The sequence below is a fragment of the Lysobacter changpingensis genome, from assembly GCF_017308985.1.
Lineage (GTDB): Bacteria > Pseudomonadota > Gammaproteobacteria > Xanthomonadales > Xanthomonadaceae > Lysobacter_J > Lysobacter_J changpingensis.
On record NZ_JADWPE010000003.1, the window covers coordinates 1,368,368 to 1,389,350 of the forward strand.

Here is a 20,983-nt window from a genome sequence, read left to right on the forward strand (position 1 = left end):
CTCATGCCCCTCGTGTGTCGTGACGATGAGCGCGGGCGCTCAGCGATTGAGTTTGGCGATCAGCATCGCGCGCAACTGCCGCGCGAGCGTCTCGTCGATCGGGCCGAGCGCGCCCTGCGCCTGCGGCGGAAGCTGTTCGCGCGCGGTTTCCGGCGGACCGAACACGTAGTGCTCGAACACCTCGCGCCACGCCTGCTTCTCGCGCGCGGGGCGATCGCGCAAGGCCCAGATCGCGTGGTACAGCGCGTGCATCGGCGTGGGCACGTACGCGGGCACGCTGCTCCACCAGTAATTCACCAGCACGTTGAACGCTTCCAGCGCCTGCACGTGGTGCCACCACAGGCTCGGGATGAACACCGCGTCGCCCGGCTCCAGCACCGCGCTGCGCCCGGCCGCGAGCGCGTCGCGGAAGCGCGGGAAGCGCGTGAAATCGGGCTTGTCGAAATCCACCAGGCTCACCGCCTGACCGCCCGGCGTGGGATCGAGCGGGCCGGGATACAGGTTGTGGATCTGCTCCGGCGGAAACAGCGTGAAGCGACGGCGACCGACCGCGCACACGGCGATGTTGTTCATCGCGTCGTAGTGGCACGAGGCGGTGACGCGATTGCCGATCCAGATGCTCGGCGGCGCCTCGATGCCCTGCGCGGCGAGCGCGAGGTCGTTCCCCGCGCGCAGTCCGGGCAAGCGCGTGTCGATCAGCAGGGACGCGACGTAGTACGTCGGCGGCGATGCGTCGTCCGCATGCGCGGCGATCCCGTCGAGCACCTGCGACAACCCGCTGCGCCGCACTTCGAAGTTGAGCCCGGTGAGATCGTCGTTGTAGAACGGACGTCCGCGAACGTCTTGCCCGCCCCAGGAATACGTCACCGGCTGGCCGTTGTCGTGACGACGCAGGCAGTCCATCGCCGCATGCATCGAACGCATGCCTTCCGTCACCAGTTCCCAGTCGCGCGCGATGCCGCGCAGCACGACCGGCTCGCCGCGCGCGAGCAGTTCGTCGATCGGCAATGCATCGGCCTTCAGGCCGTGCAGTTCGTGCAGCCGTCCGGCGACGCCGACGCCCGCGTCGATGGTCGCGTCGTCGGCGCGCGCGTTCATTGCGCGTCCGCTGCCTGGCGCAGGCGGCGCTGTTTTTCCGCCATCAGCCGTCGCAGGTTGTGCAGCGAGGCGAGCACCAGGTACACGCCTTCCAGGTATCCGGCGCGATGCAGGCGGTGCAGCGATTCCGGATCGAGCGCCGCGAGCCGTTCGCGATCGATGCCGTGCAGGCCGGCGAGGCTCACGCGATGCGCTTCGTCCAGCTGGATCTCCAGCGACAACGGCTGGATCAGTTCGAGTTCGTCGAGCGCCGCGTACATCGCGCCGCCCGCGTCCACGCCGTCGCGGATGCCGCGCAGCACGGTGGAGATGTGGTCCAGGTACGCGCTGTTGCCGCCCTGCGGCAGGAACACCGCCTCGCCTGCGCCGGTCGGGTCGATGCGCGGGTGTTCCATGTCGACGTGCACCACCGGTTCGCGGCGCAGTTCGCCGTCGATGCGTTGTTCCTGGAAGCCGATCAGGAACGGCCCCTTCGCGATCGCGCCGGGCAGGTACGTCGCGTTCCAGCGTTCGCCCTGCAGGAACAGGTTCTCCTTCGCGTCGAAGCCGAGCAGCGCGATCGCCTGCCACTCGCCGCTGCCCTGCTCCCTGCGGAAGAAGATCGGGTATTCGCGCTGCAGCTCGGCGAATTCGGTCGGGAAGGCCGCGACCATGCCGATGTCGTCGCCGAACTCGCGTCCAAAACGCGTGACGACGCGCAGGTCCTTGTGCGTGATGTTGTTGAGCAGTTCGTATCGGGCCATTGGAGCAGGAGCGAGTGGACGGGAGTGGGGAAACGAGAAGAGCGGTCGCTACGGCTTCATGCTTGGTTTCTACTCGCTTCTTTCCCGGAAAGGAACGGGAAACGAACAAGCGAGAGGGTTCCTGTCCGTTCCCGTTCCTGTACCCGAACATCCGTGTTCGCAGGGAGCGGGAAACGAGGGGCGATGCCCGGCTCGTTTCCCGTTCCTGCGCCTCACCCGTTCCCCGGCCTCAGAAGCGCCAGCGCACGCCCAGCATGTAGCGCGGGCTCTGGTCGATCAGCTTGATCATCTGCTTCTCGGAACGGGCGTGCCAGCGCACGTCCTCGCCGGTGAGGTTGATCGCCTCGAAGCCCACCTGCCAGTGGTCGTTGAACGAGTAGTTCACGCTCAGGTCCCACTGCTCGTATTCCTCGACGTAGAACGGGTTGCGGTTCGAACCGTTCTCGTTGGCCGCGATCAGGTACTCGTCGCGCCAGTTCCACGCCAGGCGGGCCGACCAGCCGTACTTCTCGAACATGAACATCACGTTGGCCGTGTCGCTCAGGCCGAGCAGCGCGAACTGGTCGCGTTCGATGACGGTGTTGTCGAAGGCGACGTCGCCGTCCACCAGCGTGTAGTTGGCGAAGATGCCGAAGCCCGACTCGCCGAAGAAGTACTGGCCGCCCATTTCCCAACCGTGCAGGTTGGCGTTGTTCTGGTTGACCGGACGCTGCACGTCGAACTCGTACAGCGGATCGTCCGCTTCGCCGACGAGGTCGTACGTGTTCTCCATCAGCAGGGTCTGCGCCGAACTGCCGTCGTACGCGGCGAGGCCGCCGGTTTCCGGATTGCGCAGCATCGCCATCGCCGTGAACAGCGCGGTGTCGTTGGCCGAGCACGCCTGCGACAGGTCGCCGCCCACCGCACTCACCTGCGCGACGCACTGGTCGCCGGTGAGGAAGGCCAGCGCCGCCTGCGCATCGGGACCGGAGGTCGGATCGCGCAGCCCGTACAGGTTCTCGCGCACCACCGAGTTGCCGACGAAGTTCTTCACGTCCTTGTTCCAGAACGTCACCGAGACGAAGCTGGCATCGGCGAAGTACCACTCGATCGCCAGGTCCAGGTTGTCCGATTCCAGCGGATCCAGCGCCGGGTTCTGCGACTCGCCGTCGGCACGCGTGGACGGGTTGATCAGGATCGAACCGGTGGGCTGGTTCGGGATCGGGCCCGCGTAGAGATTTCCGTACGGCGCGCGCGCGATGGTCTGGCTGAACGAGGCGCGCGCCTTGATCTCATCGGTGATGTCGAGCGCGAAGTCCAGGTTCGGCAGCACGTAGTCGTAGCTGTGCGTCTGGCTGAAGGGCTGCTGCTCTTCCGATCGCAGGATGCGGAAGTCGTTGTTCGCCTGCCACTGGATCGCACTGGGCGTGGCGACCTGCGAGGTCGAGGTGACGTAGGTCTTCTCGTATCGCACGCCGATGCGCGTGTGCGTGGGCATGCCGCCCAGTTCGCCGTCCAGTTCGATCTGGCCGTACACCGAGTCGGTGTCTTCCTCGACGCGATCGTCGTTGGCGAGCTGGGTGTTCGCGCGGGTCTGTGCGCCGTAGAAGTCGCCGGCCCACAACGCACCGGCCGTGGCATCGCCGCGCCATGCGCCGGTGGCCGCGCCCGGGGCGCTCCAGTCGTCGAACATGCCGATGATGTTCACCGGACGCAGCAGTTCGGCCAGGCCCGGTTCGTTGCCGGTGTTGGCCACGCCCCAGTCGCCCAGCGTCGAATACGCCTCGGTGGTCTGCTTGCGGATCATCGTCGTGCGCGAGGAATCCACGCCGAACATGAAGCGGCCGTCGTCGAAGTTGTATTCGCCGTCGATGCGGCCCTGCTTCACTTCGGTTTCCTGGCGCTGCGAGTTGATGCGCAGCACCTGCGAGCCGACCTGCTCGACCGGGAAGTCCGGGTTCACCGTGCCGTTGGCGCCGGACACGGCCGAGGTCGGATCCGGATACCACGTGCGCGCGCCGATCGGCAGGCCGTTGTTGAACCACAGCTCCTGCGCCCAGTTGCCGCCGCAGTACGGACCCACGGTGCAGTTGTTGGTGCCGGCGATCGAGAAGAACGTCGAACCGCCGCCGGTGACCGGATCGTTCGGCAAACTCTTCGACGTGGTGTTGTGCGCGTCGAAGGCGAGGCGGAAGCGGTCGGTGACGTCCCACTTCACGTTCAGGCCGAGCGAATCGAGCTTGTATTCCTGCTCCTGGCGCTGCTGCTCGAAGCCGAAGTCCTTGGTGCCGACGATGTCGCGCAGGTACACGGGCGTGGCGACTTCCTCGCCGGTGTCGAACACCAGGTGGCTGAAGCTGTTGGCGCGCTGCAACCAGATGGTCTGCTCGCCGCGGTTCTCGGTGATCTCGTTGGTCGAGTAGGTGTAGTCGAGCGTGAAGGTCACCGCGTCCGTCGGCGCGAACTGCAGCACCGCCTGGCCGTTGATGCGTTCGCGTTCGAAATCGGCGAAGGCGTAGCGCAGGTCGTTCGGCATGCCGTACAACTGGCCGATCGCCGGCGCGTTCTCGACGATCGCGTCCGGACGCAGCGCCGGATCGGTGCCGGTCCAGCGCTGCATGTTCCAGGCGTTCTCGGTGGACTGCACCGAACCGCCGTGGCGCTTCTGGTAACTGGCCGAGATGCCCACGCCCCAGGTCTTGTCTTCGTTGGCGTAGCTGAAGATGCCGGAGACTTCGGGCGTGATGTCGCTGTCGAACGGCTGCGATTCGTCGTACACCGCCTTCGCGCCCGCGCTGGCGACGATGCTGCCGCCGGCGTGGTTGAACGGGCGATCGGTCTGGATGTCTATCGTCGCGCCGATGCCGCCGCTGGGCACGGTCGCCTGGCCGGTCTTGTAGACGACCAGCGTGTCGATCGCCTCCGAAGCCAGCTGCGCGAAGTTGAACGCACGCGTGCCGCCGTCGACGCCGCCGATCGGCACCTGGCCGGGCGCGCCGAACGCGTCGGCGCCCGGGATCTGGCGACCGTTGAGGGTCACCATGTTGAACTGCGGGCCGAAGCCGCGCGCGGTGATCTGCGCGCCTTCGCCGTCGCGGCGTTCGATCGAGATGCCGGTGATGCGCTGCAGCGATTCGGCGAGGTTGGTGTCGGGGAACTTGCCGATATCCTCGGAGCTGATCGCATCGACCACGCCCGCGGCTTCGCGCTTGAGTTCCATCGACTGGTTGAGCGAATTGCGAAGGCCGGTGACGACCACCGAATCCAGCGTGGTGGCTTCATCGCCCGCGGGTCGCTGCGACTGCGCGACCTGCGCCTGCGTGGCCTGCGTGGCGTCCTGTGCGAACGCCGGATTGATCACCAGCACGCCGCCGACGAAGGTGAACATCGCCGTGCGCCGGAACGTGCGTGTGGTGGACTTCGTTGTGCTGATCATCCTGGAGCGCAGGCTCATGGCGCGACCCTCCGTTGGATGCACGAACCCTCATGGTCCCGGAGTTGCGGCGCGATGGTTGCCGCGTGCGTCCGGGACGCTACGTCTGCGTGGGACTGGAACCAAATCATGTGGTCTGCCCTCTACTTCGATCGATGGATGTACTTGCCCCTCCCCAGGGCACCCCGCGGGCGCGCGCCCGCTCATTTCCACAGCCGGACGTCCGGGAGAACGCCGCTTCACGCACCACTGTTGCCGACTTCCGTTGCGGTTCCAGAAACGTGCAATCGCTTGAATCGAAGCTTCCGAAGACGGGTCGTCCGCGCCCCCTGTGATAGCGCTACCACCCGGCTTAACGCAAAATAAGCAAAGTGTGCCGAGTTTGTCATCGTGCGGTGCAGCAATGGGCTGGTCGTTCCACAGGTTTCGTTTGAAACCTTGGGAAACGGGTGAGGTCGCGGGGGGTGAATGGGCGTGAGCGTGGTTGCGGCCCGTGATTCAACGCCCGACTGGACGACGGCTCGGCCTCACTCTTCCTTCACCCTTGGCCGTCGTCCCGGTGCCAAGCGGTCACGGCTTCCGCGCGGAAAAGCCTGCTTGCCGCTGTGCGGCTCGCGCCGCTCCCCAACCCTCCCCTGCACGCAGGGGAGGGAGAAACCGCGGGGCTCGTCGTTGCTCGTCGTCGTTGCTCGTCGTCGCGAAGATCGGCGACGAGCAAATGGGTTCCAGCTTTCGCTGGAATGACGGCGCTGTTGTTCGATGTTGTTGGAATGCCCGCGCGTTATCGGCCTGGATCCCGGCCTTCTCCGGGATGACGGCGAGGCTTTTCGCCGTGTGCGAAGCGCTTGCTCGCGAAGCGCTTCGCCGCTCTCGTGCCTAGTTCCGGCCCACTCGTTCCTGCTTCACTTGCTTCTTGGCCGCGAAAGCACCGGCTGCATGATCGGCAGCACCACGCGGAACGTGCTGCCTTCGCCGGGCCGGCTGTGCACTTCGATACGGCCGTGATGCTTGGCGACGATGCGATACGCGATCGCGAGCCCCAGCCCGGTGCCACGACCGATCGGCTTGGTCGTGTAGAACGGATCGAAGATGCGCTGCAACGCTTCTTCGGGAATGCCGACGCCGTCGTCGGCCACGCTCACCCACACCTCGTCGCCTTCCACGCCCATCGCGAGCGTGATCAGGCCGCGGTCGTCGATCGCCTGGCCCGCGTTGATCAAAAGGTTCATGAAGACCTGGTTGATCTCCGACAGGTAGCACTCCACCAGCGGCACGTCCTGGTAATGCTTCTCGACCTTCGCCTTGTACTTGAGGTCGTTCCACACGATGTTGAGCGTGGACTCCAGGCCCTTGCGCAGGTCCGACGGGCGCATCGGCTCGTCGCGCTCGACGTGCGAGAACTCCTTGAGGTCCTGCACGATCTTGGTCACGCGCTCGATGCCTTCGCGCGATTCCTCCAGCAGTTTCGGCAGGTCGCCGACGATGAAGTCGACGTCGAGCCGCTCGCGCAGCTGCTTCAACTGCGCACGGCTCGCCGCGGGATCGGACGATTGCAGCGCGTTGGCGTAACCGTCGACGAGCGCGAGCAGCGCGCTGGCGTATTCCTGCAACGTGCCCAGGTTGGAATGCACGTAGCCGATGGGATTGTTGATCTCGTGCGCGACGCCCGCGGCGAGCTGGCCGATCGACGCCATCTTCTCCGACTGCAGCAGCTGTTCCTGCGCGCTGGCGAGGCGGTCGTAGGTCGATTGCAGTTCGTCGTGGCGTCGTCGCAGTTCGCCTTCGCGCGCCGATCGCACGGAGATGTCGGTCATCACCGTGTAGCGGCGGCAGCGCCCGCGATCGCGGCCGGCGAAAGCCTTGATCTCCAGCACCAGGCCCGGCAACGCGGTGGGCACCTCGCCGATCCAGCGGCCGTCCCGCTGCGCGATCTGCCAGCCCTGTTCGGGGATGTACGTCAGCAGCCTCGCCGGATCCGGATGCGGATCGTCCGGATGCAGGCGCATCGCCAGCACGCGGCCGGCGTCGTTGCTGTGCAGCAGGCGGCCCTGGTCGTCGAGCAGGAAGACCGCGAGGTCCGACATCGCGACCGCCCAGAGCATGTCTTCGCTCCAGGCCTCGCCGGTGTGTGTGCTGGGTTGTTCGCTCATTGCGTTCCGCGCATGCGTGGGCGGGTTCAACTTATCGCATTCGAGGTGGAGGAATCACGTCGGAATGCGCGATCGCCCTGCAATGCGTCATGCCCGCGAAGGTGGGGCTCCATGCATGCGAGCGTCACCACCTTTGGAGGCCGGAGTTTCGCCGTTGGCGAGGATGACGGTGAAACGATTCGCCGGGATGACGTCGGCGAGTGCCCGCCTTCAGGCCGACACGTTGACCCGACTATGCGGACGCGCGCCGGCTTGGCCGTTCGCGTCGTACACCGCGTCGGCGTCGATGCGTCCGAGGTGGCGCAACGCCCAGTTCACTTCGCGACGACGGCGCGCCAGCAGGGCGCCGTTGGCGTGGTTGAGCTCGCTCAGCGCCATCACGCGCGGAATGTCCGCCGCGGCGGTGCCGGCGCGTTCGGCCGCACGCAGCGCGTCGAGCTTCGCCTGCGTGGAGCGCAGCAGCGCCTCGACGTCGTGGTCGAGCAGCGCGCGGCGCTCCTCGTTGAGGGCGCTTTCCAGTACGTCGAGCGGATGCGGTTGCGGGTTCATCCGCGATGGCTCACTTCGACAGTGCGTTCTCGAGCGAAAGCATGCGGTCGGCGATCGCCTGCGGATCGACCTTGTAGCTGCCTTCGGCGAGCGAGGCGCGGATCGCGTTGACCTTGGCGACGTCGATGCCGGCCGGCGCCGCGCCGAGCTCGCGCTCCAGCGCCTGCAGGTGGGTGGCATCGCCGGTGAGGCGCATCTGGTCGGCGGAAGCGGTGGCGCCCACCGGCTGGCCGCGGTCGGCGCCGGAGCGCGACTGGACGGACGAGCTGGCGGCCGACTCGATCTGGCGCAGCGCGGGCGACATGGCGCCGTCGATCTTGTGGGTCATGGCTGACTCCTGGGGAACGTGTTCGAACTCGATAACGGCCGCCCGCGGCCGGACTTGAGGGGAAAACCTGACAACTTTGTAAGGGTCGTCACAAATTGACCTCGACGATCCCGGGCCCGACCACGCGGCCCCGGATGATACGGCGCGAGGTGGTGTTCTCGACCGAGACGGTCGACCCCACCCTGCCCGCGCCCATCGCGCGACCGCCCATGCGCACTTCCATCCCGCCCACGCGCGAGACCAGCGTGACCGGGTCGCCGCGCTTGAGCGCGCCTTCACCGCCCATGTCGTCCGGCCCGAGCACCGCGCCGGCCGGCATGGCCCGGCGCAGGCGCCTGCCGACGACGGCGGCCGGGTCGGTTACGACCGGGCCGTCGCTCGCGCCGAGCTCGCGCCGCTGCACGGTGAGGTGCGCAGGCGTGATCGGCTCGTCGCCGCGCACGGGCTTGGCGAGCACGACCACGTCGGCCTCGCGTCGCACCCGCACCGGCACGTAGAGCTGCCACCCCGGGGTATCGGCACAGCGCACCGCCACTGAAGTCGGCCCGGCGACGGTCGCCGCCAGCGGCTGCGTGCAGGCCGGCATGCGCAGGCGCGAATCCACGGCGGCTTCGGCCTGCGCGTTGGCGTCCATCGCGCCCATGGCGGCAATCGCGGCGTCGCGGATCGATTCGACCGGCTGGAACGTACCCGCCGTCGCCAGTAACGGCGACAGCGCGAGGGCGGTCAGCAAGGCATTCGGAATGGCGCGCACGCGGGGCTCCGGAGGGAGATTCGGAAGGTGCGTGCAGGATTCGTGCCGGAACGGCCTGAGCGTTTGTAGAGCGCCGCCGCGATCACGGCCCGCCCCTTGCACGGCGCCGGCCATGCTCAAGTCCCGCCCCGCCCGGCCGACAACCCGACCATGAGTCAGGACCTGCTCGACCGCATCGACCAACGCACCCGCCTGGCCGGCCACAACCGGCTGGCGCTGCTGCTGTTCCGCCTGGGCACGCGTCAGCTTTTTGGCGTGAACGTCTTCAAGGTGCAGGAAGTGCTGCCGCGCCCCCCGCTGTTCACCCTGCCGCAGCTGCCGGCGGCATTCAGCGGCGCGGCCGACGTGCGCGGGCGCAGCATTCCGGTGCTGGACCTGGCGCGCGCGATCGGCCACGGCGATGCGGATTCGGTCGAACCCAGGTACCTGGTGGTGACGGAATTCAACCGCTCCGTGCAGGGCTTCCTGGTCTCGGCGGTGGACCGCATCGTGAACATCGCGGTGGAGGACATCCACCCGCCGCCGGAACACGGCGCCGACCAGCACTACCTCACCGGCGTGACGCGCCACCACGGCGAGCTGATCCAGCTGATCGACGTGGAAAGCGTGCTGGCCGAATCCGCCCCGCGCGCCAGCGACGCCGACCGCATCGCCCCGCTCGCCGCGACCAGCCCGACCGCGCCGCGCGAAGTGCTGGTGGTCGACGACTCGCGCGTGGCGCGCAACCAGATCCGCATGGTGCTGGAGCAACTCGGCCTGGGCTCGACCCTGCTCTCCGACGGCCGTCAGGCGCTGGACCACCTGCAGGCGCTGCTCCTGAGCGGCATCGATCCGAACGAGCGCTACGCCATGGTCATCTCCGACATCGAGATGCCCGCCATGGACGGCTACACCCTGACGACGGAAATCCGACGCGACCCCGCCCTGCGCGGCCTGTTCGTGCTGCTGCACACCTCGTTGTCGGGCGTGTTCAACCAGGCGATGGTCGAGCGCGTGGGCGCGGACGACTTCGTGCCGAAGTATTCCGAGCACGAGCTGGCGCAGCGGGTGGCGGCGCGGGTGAATTCGCTGGGTTGAAGCCCGTGATTCGTGATTGGTGATTCGCAAGAAGCCGGGGCACCCCGCTCTTGGCGAATCACGAATCACGAATCACCAATCACGGCCGTTCTGGCACACGTCTTGCCTCTCCTCCGGTTGAACCCGATCCCGGAGGCGTCATGTCCGATTTCCTTGGCATCCACGGCACTGCGCTGGCCCTGCGCGAGCAGCGGCTGCAGTTGCTGTCGGCCAACCTGGCCAACGCCGACACGCCCAATTTCAAGGCGCAGGACCTGGACTTCACCAGCGCCCTGCAATCGGCCCTGCAACCCAATGCCGCCGTGGGCGACGCCATCGACGGCGCCGCGCAGGGCGCGCGCTACGCACGTCCGAGCAGCCAGCCCAGCGTCGACGGCAACACCGTCGATGGCGAGCGCGAGCACGCGCTGTTCGCGCAGGCGGCACTGGAATACCGCGCCTCGCTGACCTTCGTGGAATCGAAGGTGCGCGGGATGCTCACCGCGATCACTGGCCAGTAAGGAGCGACCGCATGAGCAACCTGCCCATCTTCGACGTCGCCGGTTCGGCGATGAACGCGCAGTCGGTGCGTCTTTCGACGATCGCGTCCAACCTCGCCAACGCCGATTCGGTGTCCGGCAATCCCGACGAGGTCTACCGCGCCAAGCAGCCGGTCTTCCGCGCCGAAGGCGTACCGGGCGATGCCTCGCTCGCCGGCGTCAACGTGGTGGAAGTGCGCGAGAGCGACGACGCGCCGCTCAAGCGCTACGAGCCGGGCCATCCGCTCGCCGACGCGCAGGGCTACGTGTACGCGCCGGCGGTGGATCCGGTGGCGCAGATGGTCGACCTGATCTCCGCCTCGCGCAGCTACCAGGCCAACGTCGAGGTGTTCAACAGCGCCAAGGAACTGGCGCTGTCGACGTTGCAGATGGGCCGCTGAGGCCCTCGCCACCTTTCGCCGAACCTGATCGGGAACCCGCATGACCACCATCTCCGACTTCGCCGCCACCTACGGCGCCACCGGCACCACCGGCGACACGGGCAAGAAGTCCGACTCGCTCGGCCAGGCCGATTTCCTGCGCCTGATGACCGAGCAGCTGCAGCACCAGGACCCGCTCAATCCGATGCAGAACAGCGAGTTCCTCGGGCAGCTCGCGCAGTTCTCCACGGTGCAGGGCATCCAGGGATTGCAGAGCTCGCTCGACGGCCTGGGCACCTCGCTCGCCACCGACCAGATGCTGCGCGGCGCCTCGCTGGTCGGGCGCACTGTGCTGGTGCCCTCGGCGAAGATGGCGCTGGAGGGCGAAGGGAGCGTCAGGGGCGTGGTCGCCGCACCCGACGCCGGCACCGTCACCTTCGACATCACCGACGCCAACGGCCAGAGCGTCCGCAAGATCATCGTCACTGCGGAGAAGGCCGGCGAAGTGGCCTTCGAATGGGACGGCAAGGACGCGGACGGCAATCGCCTCGTGGCCGGCACCTACGGCGTCACCGCGAGCATGGGCTCCGGCGAGACCAGGCAGGACCTGAGCACCTACGTCGAATCGCGCGTGGACAGCGTGACCGTGGGCAGCGACGGCGTGTTCCTCGACCTCGCGGGACTGGGCACGGCGCCGCTGGACTACGTGCTGCGCATCCGATGAACACCTACCACTGATTTCCCTCATCCGCCCTCTCTGGCGAGAGGGAAACAAGACCTCCATCCCGGAGAACACGACATGGGCTTCAACACCTCGCTGTCCGGCATCAACGCCGCCAACGCCGACCTCAACGTCACGGCGAACAACATCGCCAACGTCAACACCACCGGCTTCAAGGAATCGCGCGCCGAGTTCGCCGACCTGTTCTCGTCGACCGCCTACGGCCTGTCGCGCAACGCGATCGGCTCGGGCGTGAAGCTGAGCAACGTCGCCCAGCAGTTCTCGCAGGGCAACATCGACCCGACCGGTCGCGGCCTGGACGTGGCGATCGACGGCGAAGGCTTCTTCGTGCTCAACGACAACGGCGCGCGCGTGTATTCGCGCGCGGGCAATTTCCAGCCCGATCCGAACGGCTTCATCGGCACGCCCGACGGCAAGCGCCTGCAGGTGTTCGCGCCCAACGCGAACGGCAACGGCTTCGACGTCGGCCGCCTGGTCGACCTGCAGCTGCTCACCACCACCAGCCCGCCGCAGGCCTCGACCACCGTCGACATGCAGGTGACGCTGCCGGGCAACGCGAGCGCGCCGACGGTGGCGCCGTTCGATCCGACCGACACCAACACCTACAACCATTCCAGCGGCGGCGCGACGGTGTACGACTCGCTCGGCGTCGCGCACGTGCAGACCTCGTACTTCGTGAAGACCGCAAACCCGAACGAGTGGCAGGTGCACAACTTCATCGACGGCACGGCCGTCGGCGCGCCGACCACGCTGCAGTTCAACGGCTCCGGCGTGCTGATCGCGCCGGCGAGCGGTCAGATCGCGATGGATCCGTTCACGCCGCCGACCGGCGCGGGCGTCATGAACCTGACGCTGAACCTGTCCGACTCGGCGCAGTACGGTTCGGCCTTCGCGCTGCGCGACCTCAATCCCGACGGTTACGCCGCCGGCAAGCTCAACGAGATCGACATCGATTCCACCGGCGTGGTCTACGCGCGCTACTCCAACGGCGCCGACCAGGCGCTGGGCCAGATCGCGCTGAGCACCTTCACCAATCCGCAGGGCCTGGCGCCGCAGGGCAACAACGTGTGGGCCGAAACCTACGCGTCGGGCAATCCGCGCACCGGTGCGCCGGACACGGCGGATTTGGGCACGCTGCAGTCCGGCGCGCTGGAAGCGTCCACCGTCGACCTCACCGAACAGCTGGTCAACATGATCACCGCGCAGCGCAATTTCCAGGCGAACGCGCAGATGATCTCGACGCAGGACCAGGTCACCCAGACGATCATCAACATCCGCTAAGCGCGGACGCGATGGGATAGGAGGTTCGCGTCATGACCGACCGCGCGCTCTACATCGCGATGACCGGCGCCAGCACGTCGCTGAAGACGCAGGCGGCGGTGTCGCACAACCTGGCGAACGCGAACACGGTGGGTTTCCAGGCGACGCTCGCCGGTTCCACCGCCGCGCCGGTCGCCGGCAACGGCCACGCCTCGCGCGTGGCCGCCGCCTCGCAGACCTACGGCATCAGCGGCACGCACGGGGCGATCCTGCAGACCGGCAACACGCTGGACGTCGCGCTGAACCAGGACCGCTGGCTCACCGTGCAGGATGCCCAGGGCAACCTCGCCTACACGCGCGCCGGAAACCTGGCGATGAACGCCAACGGCCTGCTCACCAGCAACGGCCGCCCGGTGATCGGCGCGGATGGCGCGCCGGTGACGGTGCCGCCGTTCCAGTCGATGGACATCGCCAGCGACGGCACGATCTCGATCGTTCCGCAGGGCCAGCCCGCCAACACCATCGCCGAAGCCGGACGCCTGGGCGTCGTGCAGGCGCGCACGGCGGACCTGGTGCGCGGCGACGACGGCCTGATGCGCCCCGCCAACGGCCAGCCGCCCGCGCCCGCCGCCGGCGAATCGCTCACGCCCGGCGCGGTGGAGAACAGCAACGTCGAGGCGACCTCGATGCTGGTGCAGATGATCCAGACGGCGCGCGCGTTCGAGATGCAGGTACGCGTCTTGCAGAGCGTGGATGAGAACGCGCGCAGCGCGAATTCGCTGCTTGGGGGCAGGTAGGCCGTTTACGCGGCACTGCCGCGTGGCCCGCCTACCCGACCGGCCATGGACGGCCGGCCGGGCGATCCGTCCCCAGGACGTTTCGCCAGGGATGGCCGCGGTGCATCGAGCAAGGCGATGTCATGCCGAGCTCGCCGCAAGCGGCTTCGCACCCCCTCCCAACCTCCCCCTGCAAGCACGGGGAGGAGCAACACCCCGACCTTCAAGAGGAAGCACGCCATGACCCAGGCTCTATGGATCGCCAAGACCGGCCTCGACGCGCAGCAGACGCGCATGGCGGTGATTTCGAACAACCTGTCCAACGTCAACACCACGGGCTTCAAGCGCGATCGCGCCGAGTTCCAGGACCTGCTGTACCAGACCGTGCGCCAGCCCGGCGGTGCCACGTCCGAACAGACGCAGCTGCCGACCGGGCTTTCCACCGGCACCGGCGTGCGGGTGGCGGCGACGGCGAAGGAGTTCTCGCAGGGCAACCTCGCCGTCACCGGCGGCGCGCTCGACGTCGGCATCGACGGACGCGGCTTCTTCGAAGTGCTGATGCCCGACGGCAGCAGCGCCTACACGCGCGACGGCAGCTTCAAGCGCAATTCGCAGGGCGAGCTGGTGACCAGCGCCGGCTATCCGGTGCAGCCGGGCATCCAGTTCCCCGAAGGCACGCAGAGCGTGACCATCGGCGCCGACGGCACCGTGTCGGTGAAGGTGCAGGGCCAGGCCGACGACGTGCAGGTCGGCGCGCTGACCCTGGCCGACTTCGTGAATCCCTCGGGCCTGCAGGCCATCGGCGGAAATCTCTTCGTGGAGACCGGCGCCAGCGGCCCCGCGCAGCAGGGCGCGCCGGGCACCAACGGCATCGGCCAGCTCGCGCAGGGCCAGCTGGAAGGCTCCAACGTCAACGTCGTGGAGGAGCTGGTGTCGATGATCGAAACCCAGCGCGCGTACGAGACCAACGCCAAGGCGATCTCGACCACCGACTCGATGCTCGGCTTCCTCAACAACAACCTGTGAGTGCGGCGCCCGTGAACGCGTTCATCCGTCTTTCCATCGCCGGCGTGGCGCTGTCGCTGTCCGGCTGCGCCACGGTCGTCGGCGACGTGCGACCGTTCGAGCCGATGTCCGCGCCGCCCGCGGCCGTGGTCGCCGCGCCCGCCCCGGCCAGCGAAGGCTCCATCTACTCCGGCCGCAGCCTGCGCCTGTTCGAGGACAACAAGGCGCGCGATGTCGGCGACCTGGTGACCATCGTGCTGGTGGAGAACACCAGCGCGCGCGCGCAGGCCGACACCTCGGTGAGCAAGGAATCGGGCATCGACATGGCCGCGCCGACGATCGCCGGCGTGCCGATCACCTACAAGGGCAATCCCATCCTGGAAGCCTCGGTCGAGGGCTCGCGCGACTTCCAGGGCTCGGGCAACAGCACGCAGAGCAACCGCCTCAACGGTTCGGTGACCGCGACCGTCGTGCAGAACCTGGGCAACGGCAACCTGCTGGTGCGCGGCGAGAAGCGCGTGCGCCTGAACCAGGGCGACGAGCTGATCCAGGTTCAAGGAATCGTGCGCACGGCCGATATCGGTCCCGACAACCGCATATCGTCCGACCGCGTCGGCGACGCGCGCATCGTCTACGGCGGTCGCGGCACGCTCGCGCGTTCCAACGCGATGGGCTGGCTGGGCCGGTTCTTCAATTCCGCGATCTATCCGTACTGAGGGGGGCGTATGAACACTCGCAAGTCCTCTTTCAGGGGCACCGGCCTCATCGCCTACGCGATCGCCTGCACCCTCGCCGGCCTGGTGCTCACGCTCGCCGTCGTCCCGCCCGCGCGCGCCGAGCGCATCAAGGACCTCGCGCAGGTCGCCGGCGTTCGCGGCAATCCGCTGGTGGGCTACGGCCTGGTCGTGGGCCTGGACGGCAGCGGCGACCGCACCAGCCAGACGCCCTTCACCGTGCAGAGCCTGAAGACGATGCTCGACCAGCTCGGGGTCAGCATTCCGCCGGGCGTGAATCCGCAGTTGAAGAACGTCGCGGCGGTGGCGATCCACGCCGAACTGCCGCCGTTCGCCAAGCCGGGCCAGCCGATCGACGTCACCGTCTCGTCCATCGGCAACGCCGGTTCGCTGCGCGGCGGCAGCCTGCTGATGGCGCCGTTGCGTGGCGCGGACGGGCAGGTCTACGCGATCGCGCAGGGCAGCCTGATCGTCTCCGGCTTCGGCGCCTCCGGCCGCGACGGTTCGCGCATCTCGGTCAACGCGCCCAACGGCGGCCGCATCCCGAACGGCGCGATCGTCGAGCGCGCCGTCGCCGGCGCGCCGCCGTCGGGCAACGTCACGCTGAACCTGCACGAAGCCGACTTCACCACCGCCGCGCACATCGTCGATGCGGTGAACCGCGAGTTCGGCAACGGCCGCGCGCGTGCCGTGGACGCGGTGACCATCGAAGTGAGCCCGCCGGCCGACGGCGACCGCGTCGGATTCCTGGCGCGCCTGGAATCGCTGGACGTGAGTCCGGGCGCCGCGGCGTCGAAGGTCATCGTCAACTCGCGCACCGGCACCGTCGTGATGGGCGGCCAGGTGAGCGTGCTGCCGGCGGCGGTGTCGCACGGCTCGCTCACGGTGTCGATCTCGGAGAACGCGCAGGTCAGCCAGCCCAACGAATTCGGCCGCGGCCAGACCGTGGTCACGCCGCAGTCCACGGTGGAAGCCTCGGAGGACGGCGGTCGCATGTTCCTGTTCCAGGGCGGCACGTCGCTGGAGCAGATCGTGCGCGCGGTGAACGCCGTGGGCGCCGCGCCCGGCGACATCGTGGCGATCCTGGAGGCGCTCAAGCGCGCAGGGGCGCTGCGGGCGGAGCTGGAGGTGATCTGAGTGGCGCTCGCACGCCATCGCTCCTGTAGCCCGGGCAAGCGAAGCGCACCCGGGTTTCGTGCGTTGATGGTGCGCCATCCCGGGTGCGGCTTCGCCTTGCCCGGGCTACCAGCGCCGGACTTCCGCTGCGTCACGGCACAACTCTTGCCTTGACCCCACCATGCACCTGCGCCCCACCCTGTCCCAGCCGCTGACCACGCCGAGCACCGACGGTGCCCCGCGCGATCGCTCGCGCCTGGAATACGCCGCGCGGCAGCTGGAAGCGCAGTTCGCGCAGATGCTGGTGAAGTCGATGCGCAGCGCGTCCTTCGGCGATCCGCTGATGGGCGACAACTCGACCTACCGCGACATGTACGACCAGCAGCTCTCGCGCGAGCTCGCCAAGGGTCGCGGCCTCGGCCTGGCGCCGATGATCGTGCAGCAGTTGCAGCGCAGCGCCGGCATGAAGACCGACGCCGCCATCGCGCCCGAGGGCGGCTTCCCGCTCTCGCCCGGCGCATCGCCGATGTCGCTGTCGCTCACGCCGAGCAGCGGTGGCGTCTCGCTCCCCGCGCTCGCCACGCCCGCCCTGCCGCGCGTGGAAACGCCGCAGGTCGAATGCGATCCCAACGCCAAGCTCGACTGCTCCAGCCCGGAAGCCTTCGTGAAGTCGGTGTGGCCGCACGCGCAACGCACCGCGCAGGAGCTGGGCGTGGACCCGAAGGCGCTCGTCGCGCAGGCCGCGCTGGAAACCGGCTGGGGCCGGCGCCTGGCGAAGGACGGCGGCGAGGCGACCTCGCACAACCTGTTCGGCATCAAGGCCGGCTCGAAGTGGAGCGGCCAACGCGTCAACGCCGCCACGCACGAATACGTGGGCGGCACGCGCGTGAGCGAGCGCGCCGATTTCCGCGCCTACGGCTCCATCGGCGAGAGCTTCGCCGATTACGCCAGGCTGCTGAACAACCCCCGCTACGCCCAGGCGCGCGCCGCCGGCGGCGACACGCGCCAGTTCGCGCAGGCGCTGCAGAAGGCCGGCTACGCCACCGATCCCGCCTACGCCGCGAAGATCAACGCGATCGCCGAAGGCGCCACCCTCAACCGCGCGCTCGCCGCGCTCGACGGTCCGACCCGAGGCTAAGCATGGCCAACGTCCTGTCCACCGGCACCGGCGCCCTGATCGCGTTCCAGCGCGCACTGGCGACCGTGAGCCACAACGTCGCCAACGTGGCGACCGACGGCTATTCGCGCCAGCGCGTCGAACTGTCGACGCGTTCGCCCACCGACATGGGCTACGGCTACGTCGGCAACGGCGTGCAGGTGAGCGACGTGCGCCGCATCGCCGACCAGCTCGCCAACACGCGCCTGCTGGAAAGCGGCGGCGAACTCGCCCGCGCGCAGCAGCTCTCCGGGCTCGCCTCGCGCGTGGACGCGCTGTTCTCCGACACCGCGACCGGCCTGGCCGGCGTGTGGTCGAACTTCTTCGACGCGACCACGGGCCTGACCAGCAACCCCGCCTCCAGCGCCGCGCGCGAGGACGTGCTGGCCGACGCGAACGCGCTCACCGCGCGCTTCAAGCAGCTCAACAACCAGCTCGATTCGCTCAGCAACGAAGTCAACAGCGGCCTGCGCAGCAGCGCCGAGGAAGTCAACCGCATCGGCGCGGAGATCGCCCGCCTCAACGGCGAGGTCGCCAGCAACCCGAACAACGTCTCCAACGACCTGCTCGACCAGCGCGACCGCCTGGTCTCGCAGCTGGTCGGCTTCACCGGCGGCACCGCGGTCGAACAGGGCGACGGCTCGCTCAACGTGTTCACCGCCGGCGGGCAGGCGCTGGTCGTCGGCAACACGTCGGCCAAGCTCACCGTGGGCACCGATCCGTACCGCCCCGAGCGCGTGCGCCTGGCGCTGGACGGCAATGGCCAGCAGATCCAGCTCAGCGATTCCGCGCTGGGCGGCAAGATCGGCGGACTGATGGATTTCCGCAGCGACGTGCTCGATCCGGCGCAGGCCGAACTCGGGCGCATCGCGGTGGGCCTGGCCGATGCGTTCAACCAGCAGCACCGCGCCGGCATGGACCTCAACGGCCAGATGGGCACGGACTTCTTCACCGTGCCCGCGCCCGCCGTCAACAGCCACGCGAACAACACCGGCACCGGCACGCTGACGGCGAGCATCGGCGATCTTTCCAGACTCGACGCGCAGAACGTCGTGCTGAAGTTCGACGGCACCGCGTGGAGCGCCACGCGTTCGGACACCGGCGCGAACGTGCCGCTCACCGGCACCGGTACGGCGGGCGATCCGCTGGTCGTCAACGGCGTGGAACTCGTCGTCGGTGGCGCGCCGGCCGCGGGCGACCGCTTCCTGCTGCAGCCCACCGCGGGCGCGGCGGGCGGCATCGGCGTCGCCATCGACGATCCCAACCGGATAGCGGCAGCCACTCCGGTGAAGGCGCAGGCGGAACTCGACAACATCGGCACCGGCAGGATCGGCGGGGTGAAGGTCACCGATGCGGCGAACGCCGACCTGCTGACCCCGGCCGACATCGAATTCATCGACGGCACGCAGTACACCGTCAACGGCGCGGGCCCGTTCACCTGGACGCCGGGCCAGCCGATCGAAGCCAACGGCTGGAGCCTGAGCCTCGACGGCGTGCCCGCCGCGGGCGACCGCTTCAGCGTGGGCAGCACGGGCGCCGGCTCCAGCGACAACGGCAACGCGATCGCGCTGGGCAACATCGACGACGCCAAGGCGCTCAACGGCAGCACGGTGTCGCTCAACGGCGCGATCGGCGGCCTGACCACGTCGATCGGCTCGGCCGCGAGACAGGCCGACTACGCCGCCGAGGCGCAGCAGGTGCTGTTCGACCAGGCGCAGGCGGCGCGCGATTCGGTGTCCGGCGTGAACCTCGACGAGGAGGCGGCGAACATGCTGCGTTTCCAGCAGGCCTACCAGGCCGCGGCGCAGGTGATCTCCACCGCCGACAGCATGTTCCAGTCCCTGATCGCGGCGGTGAGCCGATGAACAACCGCATTTCCACCGCAGGCGCCTACCAGCTGCAGCTGGGCACGATGCTGCGCAAGCAGTCGAGCCTGGCGCACACGCAGCAGCAGCTCGCCACCGGCCAGCGGCTGGTCACGGCGAAGGACGATCCGGTCGCGGCCGGCACGGCGGTGTCGCTGGATCGCGCGACCGCCGAGCTGGAACGCTTCGGCGAGAACGCCAACCTGCTCGGCAATCGCCTCAACCTTCAGGAAAGCGTGCTCGCGCAGGCCGGCGACCGCCTGGCGCGCGTGCGCGAGTTGACCATCCAGGCCAACAACGCCGCGATGTCGAGCGACGACAAGAAGGCGATCACCGCCGAACTCAAGGTGATCCGCGATGAACTCATCGGCCTGGCGAACAGCCAGGACGGCAGCGGTCGCTACCTGTTCGGCGGCACCGCGGACGACCACGCGCCGTTCGTGGTGAGCGGCGGCAACGTCAGCTACACCGGCGACCAGCGCCAGCGCGAGGTCGAGATCGCACCGGACCAGTTCGTGTCCGACACGATCCCGGGCAGCGAGCTGTTCATGCGGGTCAAGACCGGCGACGGCCGTATCGACGGCGCCGCCGCGACGACCAACACCGGCAGCGGCGTGCTGATGGAATTCGGCCTGGATGCATCGGGCACGTGGAGCGGTGCGAGCTACAGCGTCGTCTTCACCGCCGCCGACGCGTACGAACTGCGCGACGCGAGCGGCGCGGTCATCGGCACCGGCACGTACGCCAGCGGCGAAGGCATCAACGTCGGCGGGCTCAACCTGCGCATCGACGGCGCGCCGGCGGCGGGCGACCGCTTTTCCGTCGGCCCAGCGGGCACCAACGACGTGTTCGCGATGATCGACGACCTGGTCGGCGCGCTGGAAATGCCCGACGACTCCCCGGCCCAGCGCGCGGCGCAGCAGAACGCGCTGCAGGCCTCGCTGCGCGACGCGGCGACGGCGCAGGAGCATTTCATCGACGGCCGTGCGGCCGGCGGCGCGCAACTGGCGGCGATGGACAGCGCGGCCGAACTGCGCGAGGCGCAGTCGGTGACCCTGGAAACCACGCTGTCGGGCATCCGCGACCTGGACTACGCCGAGGCGATCAGCCGCTTCCAGCTGGAAAGCACGGCGTTGCAGGCGGCCCAGCAGGCGTTCATGCGGCTGCAGTCGAGTTCGTTGTTCGATCTGATGTGAGTTTGGTGATTCGTGATTCGTGATTCGTGATTCGTGATTCGTGATTGGTGATTGGTGATTGGTGATTGGTGATTGGTGATTGGTGATTGGTGATTGGTGATTGGTGATTGGTGATTGGTGATTG

19 protein-coding genes are annotated in these 20,983 nt (G+C 68.3%); 12 read left to right on the forward strand and 7 right to left on the reverse strand.

From position 1 onward, the window contains the following. Positions 1 to 39: 39 nt before the first annotated feature. The 7 genes from I4U41_RS13280 to flgA all read right to left on the reverse strand — a co-directional run bounded on the left by I4U41_RS13280 (position 40) and on the right by flgA (position 9,034). The gene (locus I4U41_RS13280) at positions 40 to 1,098 is read right to left on the reverse strand and encodes a cupin-like domain-containing protein (RefSeq protein ID WP_206861559.1); all 1,059 of its coding nucleotides are present in this window, start codon (positions 1,096 to 1,098) and stop codon (positions 40 to 42) included. Beyond that, positions 1,095 to 1,841, reverse strand: a complete 747-nt coding sequence (locus I4U41_RS13285) for a SapC family protein (protein WP_206861560.1) — start codon at positions 1,839 to 1,841, stop codon at positions 1,095 to 1,097. Before I4U41_RS13285 ends, I4U41_RS13280 begins: the two co-directional genes overlap by 4 nt. A 229-nt stretch (positions 1,842 to 2,070) precedes the next feature. Next, positions 2,071 to 5,274, reverse strand: a complete 3,204-nt coding sequence (locus I4U41_RS13290) for a TonB-dependent receptor (protein WP_425492565.1) — start codon at positions 5,272 to 5,274, stop codon at positions 2,071 to 2,073. Between the two features lie 881 nt (positions 5,275 to 6,155). After that, a complete protein-coding gene (locus tag I4U41_RS13295; protein WP_242525140.1) occupies positions 6,156 to 7,403 on the reverse strand; it encodes an ATP-binding protein in 1,248 nt (415 codons plus the stop codon). 210 nt (positions 7,404 to 7,613) lie between these two features. Continuing rightward, complete coding sequence (locus I4U41_RS13300) at positions 7,614 to 7,952, reverse strand: flagellar protein FlgN (protein WP_206861561.1); 339 nt, start codon at positions 7,950 to 7,952, stop codon at positions 7,614 to 7,616. Positions 7,953 to 7,962: 10 nt separating this feature from the next. Further along, positions 7,963 to 8,280, reverse strand: coding sequence for a flagellar biosynthesis anti-sigma factor FlgM (gene flgM, locus I4U41_RS13305; protein WP_242525141.1), 318 nt, complete (start codon positions 8,278 to 8,280; stop codon positions 7,963 to 7,965). Positions 8,281 to 8,368: 88 nt separating this feature from the next. Further along, on the reverse strand, positions 8,369 to 9,034 hold the full coding sequence (gene flgA, locus I4U41_RS13310) for a flagellar basal body P-ring formation chaperone FlgA (protein WP_320415188.1): 666 nt from the start codon (positions 9,032 to 9,034) through the stop codon (positions 8,369 to 8,371). Between the two features lie 150 nt (positions 9,035 to 9,184). Here flgA and I4U41_RS13315 point away from each other — a divergent pair, with 150 nt between their 5' ends. From I4U41_RS13315 to flgL, 12 genes are all read left to right on the forward strand, one after another. Further along, positions 9,185 to 10,111, forward strand: coding sequence for a chemotaxis protein (locus I4U41_RS13315; protein ID WP_206861563.1), 927 nt, complete (start codon positions 9,185 to 9,187; stop codon positions 10,109 to 10,111). 140 nt (positions 10,112 to 10,251) lie between these two features. After that, positions 10,252 to 10,611 (forward strand): flagellar basal body rod protein FlgB, encoded by a 360-nt coding sequence (gene flgB / locus I4U41_RS13320; RefSeq protein ID WP_206861564.1) that lies wholly within the window; start codon positions 10,252 to 10,254, stop codon positions 10,609 to 10,611. Positions 10,612 to 10,622: 11 nt separating this feature from the next. Further along, positions 10,623 to 11,030 (forward strand): flagellar basal body rod protein FlgC, encoded by a 408-nt coding sequence (gene flgC, locus I4U41_RS13325; protein WP_206861565.1) that lies wholly within the window; start codon positions 10,623 to 10,625, stop codon positions 11,028 to 11,030. Between the two features lie 40 nt (positions 11,031 to 11,070). Then, the gene (locus I4U41_RS13330) at positions 11,071 to 11,733 is read left to right on the forward strand and encodes a flagellar hook capping FlgD N-terminal domain-containing protein (RefSeq protein WP_206861566.1); all 663 of its coding nucleotides are present in this window, start codon (positions 11,071 to 11,073) and stop codon (positions 11,731 to 11,733) included. A 75-nt stretch (positions 11,734 to 11,808) separates the two neighbouring features. Beyond that, complete coding sequence (gene flgE / locus I4U41_RS13335; RefSeq protein WP_206861567.1) at positions 11,809 to 13,032, forward strand: flagellar hook protein FlgE; 1,224 nt, start codon at positions 11,809 to 11,811, stop codon at positions 13,030 to 13,032. A gap of 32 nt (positions 13,033 to 13,064) precedes the next feature. Next, positions 13,065 to 13,808 (forward strand): flagellar basal body rod protein FlgF, encoded by a 744-nt coding sequence (locus I4U41_RS13340; RefSeq protein ID WP_206861568.1) that lies wholly within the window; start codon positions 13,065 to 13,067, stop codon positions 13,806 to 13,808. Positions 13,809 to 14,027: 219 nt separating this feature from the next. Then, positions 14,028 to 14,813: a flagellar basal-body rod protein FlgG gene (flgG, locus tag I4U41_RS13345; protein WP_206861569.1), complete on the forward strand. Its 786-nt coding sequence runs from the start codon at positions 14,028 to 14,030 to the stop codon at positions 14,811 to 14,813. Continuing rightward, positions 14,810 to 15,508, forward strand: a complete 699-nt coding sequence (flgH, locus tag I4U41_RS13350) for a flagellar basal body L-ring protein FlgH (RefSeq protein WP_206861570.1) — start codon at positions 14,810 to 14,812, stop codon at positions 15,506 to 15,508. The genes flgG and flgH overlap by 4 nt, the downstream gene beginning before the upstream one ends. Before the next feature lie 9 nt (positions 15,509 to 15,517). Then, entirely contained in the window at positions 15,518 to 16,663 is a 1,146-nt protein-coding gene (locus I4U41_RS13355; protein ID WP_206861571.1) for a flagellar basal body P-ring protein FlgI, read from the forward strand. A 160-nt stretch (positions 16,664 to 16,823) separates the two neighbouring features. Next, the gene (flgJ, locus tag I4U41_RS13360; RefSeq protein WP_206861572.1) at positions 16,824 to 17,780 is read left to right on the forward strand and encodes a flagellar assembly peptidoglycan hydrolase FlgJ; all 957 of its coding nucleotides are present in this window, start codon (positions 16,824 to 16,826) and stop codon (positions 17,778 to 17,780) included. Positions 17,781 to 17,782: 2 nt separating this feature from the next. After that, on the forward strand, positions 17,783 to 19,663 hold the full coding sequence (gene flgK, locus I4U41_RS13365; protein ID WP_206861573.1) for a flagellar hook-associated protein FlgK: 1,881 nt from the start codon (positions 17,783 to 17,785) through the stop codon (positions 19,661 to 19,663). After that, positions 19,660 to 20,859 carry a flagellar hook-associated protein FlgL gene (gene flgL, locus I4U41_RS13370; RefSeq protein WP_206861574.1) on the forward strand — a complete coding sequence of 400 codons (1,200 nt, stop codon included), beginning with the start codon at positions 19,660 to 19,662 and terminating at the stop codon, positions 20,857 to 20,859. The genes flgK and flgL overlap by 4 nt, the downstream gene beginning before the upstream one ends. Positions 20,860 to 20,983: the final 124 nt, after the last annotated feature.

Coding starts and splice junctions, on each gene's coding strand:
- I4U41_RS13280 (WP_206861559.1), bottom strand. CDS start 1,098: ATGAACGCGCGCGCCGACGACGCGACCATCGACGCGGGCGTCGGCGTC.
- I4U41_RS13285 (WP_206861560.1), bottom strand. CDS start 1,841: ATGGCCCGATACGAACTGCTCAACAACATCACGCACAAGGACCTGCGC.
- I4U41_RS13290 (WP_425492565.1), bottom strand. CDS start 5,274: ATGAGCCTGCGCTCCAGGATGATCAGCACAACGAAGTCCACCACACGC.
- I4U41_RS13295 (WP_242525140.1), bottom strand. CDS start 7,403: ATGAGCGAACAACCCAGCACACACACCGGCGAGGCCTGGAGCGAAGAC.
- I4U41_RS13300 (WP_206861561.1), bottom strand. CDS start 7,952: ATGAACCCGCAACCGCATCCGCTCGACGTACTGGAAAGCGCCCTCAAC.
- flgM (WP_242525141.1), bottom strand. CDS start 8,280: ATGACCCACAAGATCGACGGCGCCATGTCGCCCGCGCTGCGCCAGATC.
- I4U41_RS13315 (WP_206861563.1), top strand. CDS start 9,185: ATGAGTCAGGACCTGCTCGACCGCATCGACCAACGCACCCGCCTGGCC.
- flgB (WP_206861564.1), top strand. CDS start 10,252: ATGTCCGATTTCCTTGGCATCCACGGCACTGCGCTGGCCCTGCGCGAG.
- flgC (WP_206861565.1), top strand. CDS start 10,623: ATGAGCAACCTGCCCATCTTCGACGTCGCCGGTTCGGCGATGAACGCG.
- I4U41_RS13330 (WP_206861566.1), top strand. CDS start 11,071: ATGACCACCATCTCCGACTTCGCCGCCACCTACGGCGCCACCGGCACC.
- flgE (WP_206861567.1), top strand. CDS start 11,809: ATGGGCTTCAACACCTCGCTGTCCGGCATCAACGCCGCCAACGCCGAC.
- I4U41_RS13340 (WP_206861568.1), top strand. CDS start 13,065: ATGACCGACCGCGCGCTCTACATCGCGATGACCGGCGCCAGCACGTCG.
- flgG (WP_206861569.1), top strand. CDS start 14,028: ATGACCCAGGCTCTATGGATCGCCAAGACCGGCCTCGACGCGCAGCAG.
- I4U41_RS13355 (WP_206861571.1), top strand. CDS start 15,518: ATGAACACTCGCAAGTCCTCTTTCAGGGGCACCGGCCTCATCGCCTAC.
- flgJ (WP_206861572.1), top strand. CDS start 16,824: ATGCACCTGCGCCCCACCCTGTCCCAGCCGCTGACCACGCCGAGCACC.
- flgK (WP_206861573.1), top strand. CDS start 17,783: ATGGCCAACGTCCTGTCCACCGGCACCGGCGCCCTGATCGCGTTCCAG.
- flgL (WP_206861574.1), top strand. CDS start 19,660: ATGAACAACCGCATTTCCACCGCAGGCGCCTACCAGCTGCAGCTGGGC.